At 68.0% G+C, this 12,300-nt stretch carries 14 protein-coding genes and 1 tRNA gene; 7 read left to right on the forward strand and 8 right to left on the reverse strand.

What is annotated here, in order from left to right; genetic code table 11:
- Window positions 1-3 precede the first annotated feature (3 nt).
- Together QMA07_RS13115 and QMA07_RS13120 are read right to left on the reverse strand one after the other, a co-directional pair.
- Window positions 4-534: an FHA domain-containing protein gene (locus QMA07_RS13115; RefSeq protein WP_290162559.1), complete on the reverse strand. Its 531-nt coding sequence runs from the start codon at window positions 532-534 to the stop codon at window positions 4-6.
- Complete coding sequence (locus QMA07_RS13120) at window positions 531-1,259, reverse strand: DUF3662 and FHA domain-containing protein (protein ID WP_290162561.1); 729 nt, start codon at window positions 1,257-1,259, stop codon at window positions 531-533. Before QMA07_RS13120 ends, QMA07_RS13115 begins: the two co-directional genes overlap by 4 nt.
- Window positions 1,260-1,601: 342 nt before the next feature.
- Between QMA07_RS13120 and QMA07_RS13125 the strand changes: the two genes are divergently transcribed.
- The 4 genes from QMA07_RS13125 (at window position 1,602) to QMA07_RS13140 (ending at window position 4,653) form a co-directional block, all read left to right on the forward strand.
- Window positions 1,602-1,684 (forward strand) — tRNA-Leu (locus tag QMA07_RS13125).
- 240 nt (window positions 1,685-1,924) lie between these two features.
- The gene (locus QMA07_RS13130) at window positions 1,925-2,281 is read left to right on the forward strand and encodes a hypothetical protein (RefSeq protein ID WP_290162563.1); all 357 of its coding nucleotides are present in this window, start codon (window positions 1,925-1,927) and stop codon (window positions 2,279-2,281) included.
- A 174-nt stretch (window positions 2,282-2,455) separates the two neighbouring features.
- Entirely contained in the window at window positions 2,456-3,787 is a 1,332-nt protein-coding gene (locus tag QMA07_RS13135) for an LCP family protein (RefSeq protein WP_290162565.1), read from the forward strand.
- A 68-nt stretch (window positions 3,788-3,855) separates the two neighbouring features.
- Window positions 3,856-4,653: a siderophore-interacting protein gene (locus tag QMA07_RS13140; protein ID WP_290162568.1), complete on the forward strand. Its 798-nt coding sequence runs from the start codon at window positions 3,856-3,858 to the stop codon at window positions 4,651-4,653.
- 13 nt (window positions 4,654-4,666) lie between these two features.
- On the opposite strand, the gene QMA07_RS13145 is transcribed toward QMA07_RS13140, so the two are convergent.
- Window positions 4,667-5,656, reverse strand: coding sequence for an aldo/keto reductase (locus QMA07_RS13145; RefSeq protein ID WP_290162570.1), 990 nt, complete (start codon window positions 5,654-5,656; stop codon window positions 4,667-4,669).
- 158 nt (window positions 5,657-5,814) lie between these two features.
- Between QMA07_RS13145 and QMA07_RS13150 the strand changes: the two genes are divergently transcribed.
- The 3 genes from QMA07_RS13150 to arr all read left to right on the forward strand — a co-directional run bounded on the left by QMA07_RS13150 (window position 5,815) and on the right by arr (window position 6,924).
- Complete coding sequence (locus QMA07_RS13150; RefSeq protein ID WP_290162572.1) at window positions 5,815-6,051, forward strand: hypothetical protein; 237 nt, start codon at window positions 5,815-5,817, stop codon at window positions 6,049-6,051.
- Between the two features lie 26 nt (window positions 6,052-6,077).
- Window positions 6,078-6,308 carry a hypothetical protein gene (locus QMA07_RS13155; protein WP_290162574.1) on the forward strand — a complete coding sequence of 77 codons (231 nt, stop codon included), beginning with the start codon at window positions 6,078-6,080 and terminating at the stop codon, window positions 6,306-6,308.
- A gap of 205 nt (window positions 6,309-6,513) precedes the next feature.
- A complete protein-coding gene (gene arr, locus QMA07_RS13160) occupies window positions 6,514-6,924 on the forward strand; it encodes an NAD(+)--rifampin ADP-ribosyltransferase (RefSeq protein ID WP_290162576.1) in 411 nt (136 codons plus the stop codon).
- A gap of 197 nt (window positions 6,925-7,121) precedes the next feature.
- Here the strand turns inward: arr and QMA07_RS13165 are convergent, their stop codons facing one another.
- The 5 genes from QMA07_RS13165 to QMA07_RS13185 all read right to left on the reverse strand — a co-directional run bounded on the left by QMA07_RS13165 (window position 7,122) and on the right by QMA07_RS13185 (window position 12,253).
- Window positions 7,122-7,883, reverse strand: a complete 762-nt coding sequence (locus QMA07_RS13165; RefSeq protein WP_290162578.1) for a Pr6Pr family membrane protein — start codon at window positions 7,881-7,883, stop codon at window positions 7,122-7,124.
- A gap of 40 nt (window positions 7,884-7,923) precedes the next feature.
- Window positions 7,924-8,883: a sugar kinase gene (locus QMA07_RS13170; protein WP_290162580.1), complete on the reverse strand. Its 960-nt coding sequence runs from the start codon at window positions 8,881-8,883 to the stop codon at window positions 7,924-7,926.
- Window positions 8,880-9,563, reverse strand: coding sequence for a bifunctional 4-hydroxy-2-oxoglutarate aldolase/2-dehydro-3-deoxy-phosphogluconate aldolase (locus QMA07_RS13175; protein WP_290162582.1), 684 nt, complete (start codon window positions 9,561-9,563; stop codon window positions 8,880-8,882). Before QMA07_RS13175 ends, QMA07_RS13170 begins: the two co-directional genes overlap by 4 nt.
- Window positions 9,553-10,779: a D-mannonate dehydratase ManD gene (manD, locus tag QMA07_RS13180; RefSeq protein WP_290162584.1), complete on the reverse strand. Its 1,227-nt coding sequence runs from the start codon at window positions 10,777-10,779 to the stop codon at window positions 9,553-9,555. The genes QMA07_RS13175 and manD overlap by 11 nt, the downstream gene beginning before the upstream one ends.
- An 82-nt stretch (window positions 10,780-10,861) precedes the next feature.
- Window positions 10,862-12,253, reverse strand: coding sequence for an MFS transporter (locus tag QMA07_RS13185; RefSeq protein WP_290162585.1), 1,392 nt, complete (start codon window positions 12,251-12,253; stop codon window positions 10,862-10,864).
- Window positions 12,254-12,300 lie beyond the last annotated feature (47 nt).

Here is a 12,300-nt window from a genome sequence, read left to right on the forward strand (position 1 = left end):
GGGTCAGGCTCGCAGCTCGAAGGTCGTGGCGCCCACCTTGATCGGGGTGCCGAGGGCGAGGCCGACCGGACCGCCGGTCACCCGCTGGCCGGCGACGTAGGTGCCGTTGGTCGAGTCGAGGTCCTGGATGGCCCAGCTGTCTCCTCGGAGCAGCAGGCGCGCGTGATGGCTGGAGGTGTAGTCGTCGCGGATCACGAGAGCGGACTCGCTCGAGCGGCCGATCGTCAGCGTCTCGGTGCCGAGGGGGAGTTCGAGTCCCGCCTTCGGCCCTGAGGTGATCACGAGACGCTTGGCCGTCGCGACCGTCGCGGGTCCGGTGCTGGGCTTCGAAGACGCGGGGCGAGATGCCGGCGCTGATGCAGGTGCCTGTGTCGGGGCGGGCATCGCGGCAGCAGCCTCGGCCGGGAGCTTGCGCACCTTCATGCCGAACAGGTCGGCACGCAGCGAGTACACGACACCGAACACGAAGAACCACAGGATCAGCAGGAAGCCGATGCGCAGCAGGAGTAGGACGAGCTCGCTGGGAGTGCTCACGAGATGGCTCCGAACGCGCGGGTCGCGTCGTCGTCGCGCGGCCGCGGCGGGCGTGACGGACTTGCGACGGGAACGATGCGGAACACCAGATCGGTGCGTCCGATGGTCATGGTGGTCTCGGAGGGCAGCGCGGCTTCGCGCACCTTCTGGCCGTCGACCTTGGTGCCGTTGGTCGAGCCGAGGTCGCGCATCATGGCGCGCTCGCCGTCCCAGAGGACCTCGACGTGCTTGCGGCTGGATCCGGCGTCGGCGATCGTGATGTCGGCATCCGTTCCGCGGCCGATGACCGTGCGTGCGCGTGTGAGGGAATGGCGACGACCGTCGACGTCGATCACGGCCTGCCAGTTGACGCGGCCTTCGACCGTGCCCGAGCTCACGTTGATCGTGCCGGTGGCGATCTTGTCGTCGCCCTCGAGGGAGATCGCGAGCGGGCCCGAGAAGCTGTAGCCCTGGGCCTTCGCGTGCTTCGTGAGAAGTGCATGCAGCTCGTCGGTGAGGGCTCCGCCGAGCCCCTGCATCCGCTCTGCGTCGTCTGTGCTGAGGCGCACGACGAAGTTGTTGGGCGCGATGATGCGGTCCCTGCTCACCACAGCCGCTTTGGTGTCCGCTTCGCGCCGAAGGGCCGAAGCGATCTCCACGGGCTGGATGCCGCTGCGGAAGGTCTTCGCGAAGGCGCTGTTCACAGCGCGCTCGAGACCCTTCTCAAAGCTGTCAAGTAGTCCCACTGGGCTCCTCTGGCATACCGACCGGTACGCACATCGTAGCCAGGTGTGCTGGGTGAACGCCGTCGCGAGGCGGGAAAGTGCCGAGAATCCGGGGGAGTGGGGGAGGGGTGCGCGGTCTTGAGAGGGTGTCTCGCGGCGGTCGTGGGTGCGCCGTTCGGGAGGAGAACTGCCCCTGGGGAGGAGGAATGCGAGGAGATCCTCCTCCCCAGGGGCAGAAGTCCTCCCGGGGGCGTTGAGCCCGGTGCGCCGAGGGTGCTGAGCCCGGTGCTGGCCTCGGTTTCTTCGACAGGCGAAACGCGTGATATCTTTGGGAAGTTGAGTTCTTCGGAGCCCGACATACTCGCGCGAGTGGCGGAATGGTAGACGCGCTGGCTTCAGGTGCCAGTGTCCTTATGGACGTGGGGGTTCAAGTCCCCCCTCGCGCACAGCGAGAAACAGATGTGAAAAGGCCCGGTTCCTCTCGAGGAAGCCGGGCCTTTCGCATGCGTCGGAAGTGTGTCAGAGGCGAATCGCCCGCCGTGCCGCCGTGCTCAGGGCGCGCGGGTTCAGTCGTTTATTTTGAATGACTCAAAATAAGGTACGGTGGAGAGACGACGTGGTGCCGGGGTTGCAGCCCCGGCACCACTGTCCGTGAGACACCACCATCCCTGACTGAGGAGGCTCGCATGAGTCACGAACACGCCCCAGAGTACAGATCTCTGCCCGCCCCGCTGCTGCGTTCTGCACAGCAGGAGGCCGTGCAGCGCATCACCACCGCCGACCTGCTCGCCGCCCCGCCTCGCGTGACCGAGTCCGGTCACTTCATCGGGCGGGTGGAGTCGGGCGGCCTGGGGAGCCCGCGCTACTTCGTCGGCGAATACCGCGACGGACGGATGCCGGATGCGCTCGTCCTCGAATACGGTGCGTCGTCGGCAGGCAAGCCCAGCTCGGCACGGGTGTGGAGCCTGGCCGACCACCGCGGAGCGAGTCCGGACTACCGCCTCGTCCACGACGATTCCTCCCGCGGCTACGTCACGGCCTGAGTCCCGAGCTCACAGCACCCTCGCAGGACTCGCCGCCTCCACGTGTCGGTGGTGGCGGCCGAGTCGTGATGGTGTGAACAGGTGAGACCGCCAGCATCCTCCCGCAGCGACGACCAGAGCGACCACTCGAGCGATTCCGGACCCGTCACACGACCCCGCCGACGGCGTGGTCGGGTGATCGGCTGGATCAGTGCGGCCGTCGTCGTGGCGCTGGTCGCCGTCGGCGCGATCGCCTACGCGCAGCTGCAGGGAAACGTCACCACCGCGCCGATCCGCTCCGACGACGGAGAGACCGAACCCGAGCTCGCGACGGGGGATCTCAACATCCTGCTGCTCGGATCCGACTCGAGGGCGCTCGAATCCGAGGGCTTCGGTGAAGACGACGGCAGTGAGCGCAGCGACGCGATGGTCGTCGCGCACATCTCGAGCGACAACACTCGGATCGACGCCGTGCAGCTTCCGCGTGACACCCTCGGCGACCTGCCCGCGTGCGACGACAACGGACGTGGGTCGTATGGCGGCGGCTGGGGGATGCTGAACTCGGCGCTGCAGTATGGGCCGGCGTGCTCGGTCGCGGCGGTCGAGCAGCTCACAGGTCTGACGATCGATCACTTCGTGCAGATGGACTTCGAGGGTTTCATCGGCATGGTCGATGCGATGGGCGGCATCGACGTGTGCCTGCCCGAACCCCTGCAGGACGGCCACGCCAGGCTCGATCTGCCCGCCGGCGCTCAGTCGATCAACGGCGACCAGGCGCTCGCACTCGCGCGCACCAGGCACGCGCTCGCCGAGGAGAGCGACATCGCCCGCCTCGGGCATCAGCAGATGGTGCTGTCGGCGATCGTGCAGAAGGCGACGAAGTCGAATGTGCTCGTGCGACCCGATCGTCTCTACGCCTTTCTCGACGCCGTCACGTCGTCGATGACCGTCGACCCCGGGCTCGGCGCGCTCACCGACCTGGCGGGCCTCGCGGCGCGCGTCGCCAATGTTCCACTGAGCAGCGTCACGTTCCTCACGATGCCGACGACCGAGGCTCCTGAAGATCCCAACCGCGTCGTGCCCACGGCGGATGCCGACGTCATCTTCCGTGCGCTGATCGACGACGTGCCGATCGTGCTGACCACCGACGAGGTGCAGCCCGAGGCGCCGGTGCGCACGGCTGCGGTGCAGATCCTCAACGGCGCGGGTGTCAGCGGCCTGGCATCCCGTGTCTCGGAGGATGCGGCCGGCTACGGATACACCGTGGCGAGCATCGCCAACGCCGATCCGGTCGAACTGACGACCATCACGGCTGCCGACACCCCCGACGCCCAGCAGACGGCTCAGGCGCTGGCCGCAGAACTCGGCCTCGCGGTGACCGTTCAGATCGGAGAGGTCGACGGGGTGCAGCTGCTTCTCGGAGCGGACTACGAAGCCCTCATCGCGCAGCCCGGGGAGACGCCGGTGCCACCGCGGCCCGTCGATGCGGTGAACCGCAGCGCCGACACCGACCTCTGCGCCGGCTGAGCGGCCCTCGTTCCGCGCGGTGGACGGCAGACTGTAGGGGACTTCGTTCCCCACCGTCAGGAGACGCAATGCCGGACCAGCCTCGTCGAACGCCCAGCCAGGCCGTGCTCAGCGTGCAGCGGGTGGAGCAGGTCAGTCCTGACCTCGTGCGCGTCACGGCCGGAGGCGACGGATATGAGGCCTTCACCGACAACGTCTTCGCCGACAAGTACGTGAAGATCCTGTTCGCAGACCCGCGCCACGGGCTCACTCCTCCTTATGACCTCGCGCAGCTGCGCGAGGAGAGCCCCGAGAAGCTGCCCACGCGGCGCACGTACACGGTGCGCGCCGCGGATGCCGAGCAGCAGCGCCTCGTGATCGACTTCGTCGTGCACGGCGACGAGGGCGTCGCGGGCCCCTGGGCTCGGTCGGCGCAGGTCGGCGACACGCTCGTCGTCAGCGGAGCCGGCGGCGGGTACCTGCCGGCACCGGGAACGCCCTGGCATCTGCTCGTCGGCGACCACACCGCCCTCCCGGCGATCTCGTCGGCCGTCGAAGCGATGGACGCGGATGCCGTCGGGCACGTCATCCTCACGGTCGCCGACCCCGCCGACCGCCTCCTGCCCGAGGTGCCGGCCGGCGTGACGGTTCGCTGGACCGGCACGGATGACGAACTGCTGGCCGTTCTCGCCGAACTGCCGTGGGGTGCGGGTCACCCCGGAGTCTTCGCACACGGAGAGCGCGGGACCATCAAGGCTGTCCGGGCTCTGCTGAAACAGCGCGAGGTGCCGAGAGAATCGCTGTCGATCTCGGCCTACTGGGCACGGGGACGTGCCGAGGACCAGTTCCAGGCCGAGAAGCGCGAGCCCATCGGCCAGATCGAGTAGCGCTCGACCTGGGTCAGAAACCCTCCGGCTCGCGAGGCGTATACGCACTGGTGAGCGCTTCGAGCTCAGCGGGTTCCAGGTGGATGCTGACGGCCGCGACGGCATCCTCGATGTGACTCGCCTTCGTCGCGCCGACGATCGGCGCCGTGACCGCAGTCTGCTGAGCGACCCATGCGAGAGCGATCTGCGCGCGGGACACTCCTCGCGCCTCGGCGACGCGAGCGACCGCCTCGACGATGGCGCGGTTCGATTCCTCTTCGCGGCGATACAGCGTCGCTCCGAAGGCATCCGTCGCGGTGCGCGCCGTCTTCTCGTCCCAGTCGCGCGTGAGCCTGCCGCGCGCGAGCGGCGACCATGGCAGAACCCCGACTCCGGAATCGAGGCAGAACGGGTGCATCTCGCGCTCCTCTTCGCGCTGCAGCAGGTTGTATTGGTCCTGCATCGACACGAACGGCGTCCACCCGTTCTGCGCCGCAACGTGCTGAGCGTTCGCGAACTGCCATGCCCACATCGACGACGCACCGATATATCGCGCCTTGCCGGAGCGGACGACGTCGTGCAGAGCCTGCATCGTCTCCTCGATCGGCGTCTGCGGATCCCATCGGTGGATCTGGTAGAGGTCGACGTGGTCGGTGCCGAGGCGCCTCAGGCTCGCGTCGATGCCGGAGAGGATGTGGGCGCGACTGAGCCCGGCCTGGTTCGCGCCCGCTCCCATGCGCCCGTGCACCTTGGTCGCGATCACGATCTCATCGCGGTTCGCGAAGTCGGCCAGAGCGCGACCGACGAACTCCTCGCTCGTGCCGTCGGAGTAGACGTCAGCGGTGTCGAAGGTGGTGATCCCGGCTTCGAGTGCTTGCCTGATCAGCGGTCGGCTGGCCTCTTCGTCGAGGGACCACCCGTGCGCGCCGCGATCCGGGGCTCCGAAGCTCATGCATCCGAGAACCACCGGGGAGATCCGGAGTCCTGAGCGACCGAGCCGCACGCTGTCTGCTGTGTCGAGCATCCGAATACTCCCTCGTGTCGTGGTCTGTGATCGATGCTCTCACGGTGCTGTGTGGGCGGGCGCGGAATCCTCCCCGTCCGGAGGTCGTGTGTCAACCTCCCTGCGCTCGCCGCGGATCAGGCGGATCATGATGATTCGGACGAATAAAGGAGGGCACCATGTCGAACATCGACGCATTCGCCAACAGCTTCCCGCCGAACATGCCGGGGGTTCCCCCGGTCGACCACTTCGTGGATGAGACGTTCCCCACCGACACCTCGCAGCCGGAGACGCAGGGCGACGAACCGCTCGACGCCGAGCTCGGCGAGGACGGACAGGGCGATCTCGCCCCGGAAGACGAAGGCATGTCGCACAGCGGCGATGCGCCCTCGGATCTGCGGGACGGCACGGAGTGAGCCACGGCCAGGAGTCTGGCCGGGGTGTGAGCGGCGCGGAACCCTCCGAAGACGGGATCGCGGCGCTCATCGAGGACCGGGATGCCGACGACCCTGACCAGGTCGGGGAGGTTCCCGCGGGCAATGCCGGCGCGGACTCCGGAGGGTCGGGTCCGGTGCGAGTCGATCCGTCCTCGGAGTCATCCGTGCAGGACGAGTCCGTCCATAACGACGAGCCGGGTGTCGGTACGCGTCGCTCGGGTGACTCAGGGGACTGAGGGGACTCGGGCCACCGCGCCGTCCGGAGGCTGAGGCAACCGCGCCGTCGGGAGGAGAACTGCGCTTCGGGCGGAGGGAATCCGAGGATTCATCCTCCTCAGGCGCAGTTCTCCTCCCCACGAGCAGCGCGACCTCCCCACAAGCAGTGCCCTCCCCAGGCGCAGCGCCCTTCCCCGGCATCCGCGGCAGTCGTAGGCTGTGCCGGTGAGCGACGCACTGGATGACGGGCCCTTCTTCCACGGCACCAAGGCGGATCTGCGTCCGGGTGAGTTTCTGACGGCGGGGTTCGCCTCGAACTACCGCCCCGAGATCGTGATGAATCACATCTACTTCACCGCCGTGTCCGATGGTGCGGGTCTCGCCGCAGAGCTCGCACCGGGTGATCGCGAGCCGCGTGTGTACGAGGTCGAGCCGACCGGCGACTTCGAGAACGACCCGAATGTGACCGACAAGAAGTTCCCCGGAAATCCGACTCGCTCCTACCGCAGCGCTGCGCCGTTGAGGGTCGTCCGCGAAGTGCTCGACTGGACTCGCCTGTCACCCGAGGCGCTCGCCACCTGGCGGGAGAGGCTCGCCGCACTCCACGCCGACGACAGTGCCGAGATCATCAACTGACTCGCAGGCCTCGCACATCTGCGGGATTGAAGCACGGATGCAGGTCCGGGCCAGGGCCTCAGGCGCCGTCGGGAGGAGAACTGCGCTTCGGGCGGAGGGAATTCGAGGATTCATCCTCCTCAGGCGCAGTTCTCCTCCCGAGGCGCAGTGCCGGTCCTGCGCGCAGCCTCCCCGGCGCCGTGGGAAGACGGAACGGATCAGTGCTGCGCGACCCGTCGGGCGAGTGAGCCGAGCGCACGGTCGAGGATGACGAACACGAAGCCGACCGCGATGAGGGCGACGGTCAAGGCGATGATCCACTGCGCGACACCCGCGATCCCGAGCGCGTCGACATCCATGAAGGGGTACGGATACGCCTGTCCGGGCGTGAACTCTCCGCCGAGCGCGCCATAGGCGAACGCCCACGTCAGATAGGCGTAGGGGGTGAGCGTCCACAGCAGCGGGTCGACCCACCGGAACGACCCCTTCGGCACGAAGACCAGCCAGTCGACGATCACCAGCACGGGCGTGATGATGTGGATCAGGTTGTCGGTGAGCGAGAAGATCTCGGCGTCGCCGTCGGCGAACCTCGTGGGCACGAGCACGATCAGGTAGATCAGCATCGTGACCGTGATCGCGAACATCACCGCTCCGCTGACGCGGGCGCTGGGTGTCGAGGTCCCGAACGGGCCGCTCTGACGCAGGTCTCGGACGGTACGGACGATGAGGAGCAGCACCCAGGCGAGACAGATCAGATTGCTGACCATCGTGTAGAACAGCACGGTCGTCCACGACGGCTCGCCGGTCAGGAGGTTCGCGTGCCGGATGACACCGGTGAGTATGACCGCCAGCGTGATGAGCCGGTAGACGAGAGCGACCGGGCGGGAGTTCACTGCGGCGTGCGAGAACAGCGATCCGCGCGCGGGCTCTGGATCGGGTGGGCCGGAAGCCGTGGACGGAGAGAAGACGGCTTTGGACATCCTTCGAGGCTACGCGTTCTCGGGCGGCGTCGACGCCGGTTCAGCGCCGCACCGGGTCGGAGTCGCCGTCGAGGAACCGCTCGAGGTCGCGCAGGGTCGGAGCGGCCTCCCAGTCACCGGGAACCAGGCAGGCCATCGCGCCGCAGGCGTTCGCTCGCCGGAGGACGGCGTCGAGATCCTCTCCGTCGAGCAGAGCGCTGAGGTAGCCGGCGACGAAGGCGTCACCCGCCCCCACGGTGTCGACCGGGTCGATCGTGAAACCGGATGCGCCGATCACGGAGTCAGTCGTGAAGACCGAGGCGCCGTCGGGTCCCTGTTTCAGCACGGTCGTCGCACCCCCGGCCTTCTGCAGTCGTGCCGCGGCACCCGCCACCGACATCGCCGGGTACAGGATGCCGAACTCCTCGGCACCGCCGAAGACGAGATCGGCGCGCTCGGCGATACCGCGCAGCACCGGGCCCGCGATCTCGGGCGAGGCGAGCGCCGAGCGGTAGTTGATGTCGAAGCTCACCATGGTTCCGGACACCCGCGCCCGGTCGATCGCACCATGCACGGCGGCCTCGGCCGTGTCGGACAGCAGGGGAGTGATGCCGGTGAGGTGCAGCACGGAGGCGCTTTCGATCCATCCGTCCGGCAGGTCGTCCGGCCGCAGTCTCGATCCGGCCGACCCGGCGCGGTAATAGTGCACGGCGGTGGATGCCGCGGAGGGGCGCTCCTTCACCATCAGGCCCGTCGCGGCATCCGGGTCGACGATCGCTCGCACGTCGACACCGTCTCCGCGGATCTCCCGCGCGACGCGCTCGCCGAGGGAATCGTCGCCCACGCGTCCGAGCCACGATGTCGGGATGCCGAGCCGCGCGAGGCCGATCGCCACGTTGCTCTCGGCGCCGCCGATGCCGAACGCCAGCGAGTTCGCGTGCCGCAGCGAGCCGATCTCGGTCGTGCGCACGAGCGCCATGGTCTCGCCGAGCGTGACGACGGACCGCGACGGAGAGGTCACGCGGAGTCCCTCGCGCACACCTCGACAAACGCCGCTGCGCGCTCGCGCAGCGCCGTGAGGTCCCCACCGCTGAAGGCATCGCCGAGCAGAGGACCGCCGACGCTCACCGCGACCGCTCCGGCACGCAGCCAGGCCTCGGCGCCCGTGAGGTCGACGCCGCCGGAGGGCACCGCGTCGAGGTCCGGGAAGGGGCCGCGAAGGTCTTTGAGGTACGAGGGCCCGACCTGGCCTGCGGGGAACACCTTGACGGCCGATGCACCCGCAGACCACGAGGCGAACAGCTCGGTCGGCGTGAGTCCGCCGGGGACGATCGGCACACCGGCATCCGTCGTCCGCGTGACGAACTCGGTCGAGGTGATCGGGGTCACGATGTAGGCCGCGCCCACCTCGATCGCCCGTGTCAGGTCAGCGGTGTTCGTGACTGTGCCGATGCCGAGATCGATCCTGTCGCCGAATCGTGCAAGCAGGTGCGGAAAGTGATTGAAGGTGCCGGGAGTGGTCAGCGTGAGCTCGACACTGCGGATGCCGGCGTCGATGAGCACGTCGATCACGGCGTCGTAGTCCTCGGCGCGCTTCGCGCGGGCGACGACGATGAGGCGCGAGTCGACCGTGCGCTGCGGCAGGGCGACCCGGCGCACCTCACCGGTCATGGCCTCACCGGTCATGGCCTCACCAGTCATGGACGGTTCCGTCGAGCAGGCGGTTCACCGGCAGGTAGGCCTTGGTGTACTCGTGGCCGGCCGCGGCATCCTCATCGAGATTCACCCCGAGACCGGGCTGGTCGCCGGGGTGCAGGAAGCCCTTGTCGAACGTGAAGGAGGTCTGGAACACCTCGAGCGTCTGCTCGTTGTGGGGCATGTACTCCTGGATGCCGAAGTTGTGGATCGCCAGGTCGAGGTGCAGGGCGGCGGCCATGCCGACCGGCGAGATGTCGGTCGGGCCGTGGATGCCCGACTTGATGCCGTAGATCGCGGCGAAGTCGAGCAGCTTCTTCATGGCCGTGATGCCACCGGTGTGGGTGACGGCCGAGCGCACGTAGTCGATCAGGCGCTCGGTGATGAGGGTCTGGTAGTCGAAGACCGAGTTGAAGACCTCGCCGATCGCGAGCGGCGTCGTGGAGTGCTGGCGTACGAGGCGCAGCGCGGTCTGGTCTTCACCCGGGGTGCAGTCCTCGAGCCAGAACAGGTCGTAGGGCTCGATGTCCTTCGCGAAGCGCGCGGCCTCGATCGGCGACATCCGGTGGTGTCCGTCGTGCAGGATGCGCAGGTCGGTGCCGAAGTCCTCGCGGATCTGCGAGAAGATCCCTGGCATGTGGTTGAGGTAGTTGCGGGTGTCCCAGGTCTCCTCACTGGGGCGGTCGCCCGAGCGCTTGGCGGGCTCGTAGTCGTAGCGCACGCCGGGGCCGGTCGACGAGACGCCGTAGATCTGGCCGAGGCCAGGCACGCCGGTCTGCACGCGCACGGCCGTGTAACCGAGCTCCTCATAGCCGGTGATCGCGTTCTTGAGCGCTGCGTAGTCGGTGCCGGAGGCGTGCGCGTAGACGCGGACTCCCTCACGGCTGGCGCCGCCGAGCAGCTGGTACAACGGCATCCCGGCCTTCTTCGCCTTGATGTCCCACAGAGCCATGTCGACCGCGGCGATCGCCGCCATCGTCACAGGGCCGCGACGCCAGTACGGGCCGCGGTAGAGGTACTGCCAGGTGTCTTCGATGCGGTCTTCGTCGCGTCCGATGAGCATCGAGGCGACGTGGTCGGAGAGGTACGACGCGACGGCGAGCTCGCGTCCGTTGAGCGTGGCGTCGCCCAGGCCGACGATGCCGTCGGAGGTCGTGATCTTGAGCGTGACGAAGTTGCGTCCGGGGCTGGTGATGTTGACGTCGACGATCTCGATGGTCATGTCGTTCTCCTGAAGAAGCGGGTCGAGGTGCGGGGTGCGGGCGTTCGGGCGCCCGCACCCCTGGTCGTGATGTGCGGGGCGATCAGATCGCGTCGCGGGGGTCGGTCAGGTCGCGGCCTGCGACCTCGGGCATCCAGATCGAGGCGATGAGCGCGCTCAGGGTGAAGATGAACAGCATGATGATGATCGGGATGAACGAGCCGGTGACGGCCGAGACCCACGCGGCGGCGATGACGGGTCCGGCACCGGTCGCGATGATCGCGGCGATCTCTCGTGCCATGGCCGTGAACGTGTAGCGGTTGCGCGAGCCGAAGAGCTCGGGGAGCGTGAGGTTCTCGAGCGACGCGAAGCTCATCACGGCGAGGTTGTGCAGCACGACGTAGCCGATGAAGACCTGAGCCGTGACCCCGCTGCTGATCATGAGCATCGTCGGCACGATGATGATGAGGGCGACGATCGACCAGATCATGTACATGCGCTTGCGGCCGAAGCGGTCGCCGAGCCAGCCCGACAGCGGCACCGTGATGAAGGCGACGAGAGACGAGACGATCACGGCGTTCACGCCGATCGAGCGGTCGAGCAGCAGCACGACGGTGATGTAGCTGATCAGGTACGTCTGGATCATGCCCGAGTTGCCTGCCTGGCCGAAGCGCAGCAGGAGGGCGATCGAGAACGCCTTCCAGGGCTTGCGGTTCATCGCTTCGAGGGTGCGCACGTCGCCGGTCTCGGTGGCGAGCTGGATCGTCTCCGCCTTCGAGAGGGCCTTGCCGTCGACGACGTCGTCGCGCTCCTCGAAGACCGGGGTCTCCTTGAGGTTGAATCGCACCCAGATCGCGAAGAGCATGATGATCGCGCTGCCGATGAACGGGATGCGCCATGCCCAGTCGATGACCTCCTGCTCGCTGTACGCGACGAGGAGGATGGCCCAGATGCCAGAGGCGAGCAGCGTGCCGCAGTTGGTGCCGAGCGCGACGAGCGAGGCGATGATGCCTCGGCGCTTGGCCGGCGCGTACTCGGCGAGCATGACGCCGGCGCCCGAGATCTCGGCTCCCGCGCCGAAGCCCTGCGCGATGCGCAGCAGCACCAGCAGGATCGGAGCGAGCACGCCCACCTGGTTGTACGTCGGCAGGAAGCCGATGAGGGTGGTCGCGAGGCCCATCAGGAGGATCGTGTAGAACAGCACCTTCGTGCGGCCGGTCTTGTCACCGAGGCGTGCGAAGAAGAAGGCACCGACCGGGCGGGCGACGTAGCCGACGCCGTACGTGGCCATCGCGGCGACCACGGCGACGGCCGGGTTCTCCGACGAGAAGAAGAGGTCGGCGAACACGAGCGCGGCTGCCAGCGAGTAGAGCTGGTAGTCCATGAACTCGAGGGCCGTGCCGAGCCATCCCGAGATGGCGGCGCGAACGAGGTCTTTGACGGACCTCTTCTCGGCGGGATCGGCGGCCGTGGCCGTCGTCTGCGGTTCTGACATGGGAGGTACTCCTTCGGACCAGGAACAGGGTGGGGTGGAATGTCGGG

Origin of the sequence: Microbacterium sp. APC 3901, assembly GCF_030407765.1 — a bacterium.
Lineage (GTDB): Bacteria > Actinomycetota > Actinomycetes > Actinomycetales > Microbacteriaceae > Microbacterium.

Bases quoted from the DNA above. Each gene is read 5' to 3' on its own strand.
- QMA07_RS13185 (WP_290162585.1), bottom strand. From the start codon at position 12,253: ATGTCAGAACCGCAGACGACGGCCACGGCCGCCGATCCCGCCGAGAAG.
- manD (WP_290162584.1), bottom strand. From the start codon at position 10,779: ATGACCATCGAGATCGTCGACGTCAACATCACCAGCCCCGGACGCAAC.
- QMA07_RS13140 (WP_290162568.1), top strand. From the start codon at position 3,856: ATGCCGGACCAGCCTCGTCGAACGCCCAGCCAGGCCGTGCTCAGCGTG.
- QMA07_RS13175 (WP_290162582.1), bottom strand. From the start codon at position 9,563: ATGACTGGTGAGGCCATGACCGGTGAGGCCATGACCGGTGAGGTGCGC.
- QMA07_RS13150 (WP_290162572.1), top strand. From the start codon at position 5,815: ATGTCGAACATCGACGCATTCGCCAACAGCTTCCCGCCGAACATGCCG.
- QMA07_RS13145 (WP_290162570.1), bottom strand. From the start codon at position 5,656: ATGCTCGACACAGCAGACAGCGTGCGGCTCGGTCGCTCAGGACTCCGG.
- QMA07_RS13130 (WP_290162563.1), top strand. From the start codon at position 1,925: ATGAGTCACGAACACGCCCCAGAGTACAGATCTCTGCCCGCCCCGCTG.
- QMA07_RS13165 (WP_290162578.1), bottom strand. From the start codon at position 7,883: ATGTCCAAAGCCGTCTTCTCTCCGTCCACGGCTTCCGGCCCACCCGAT.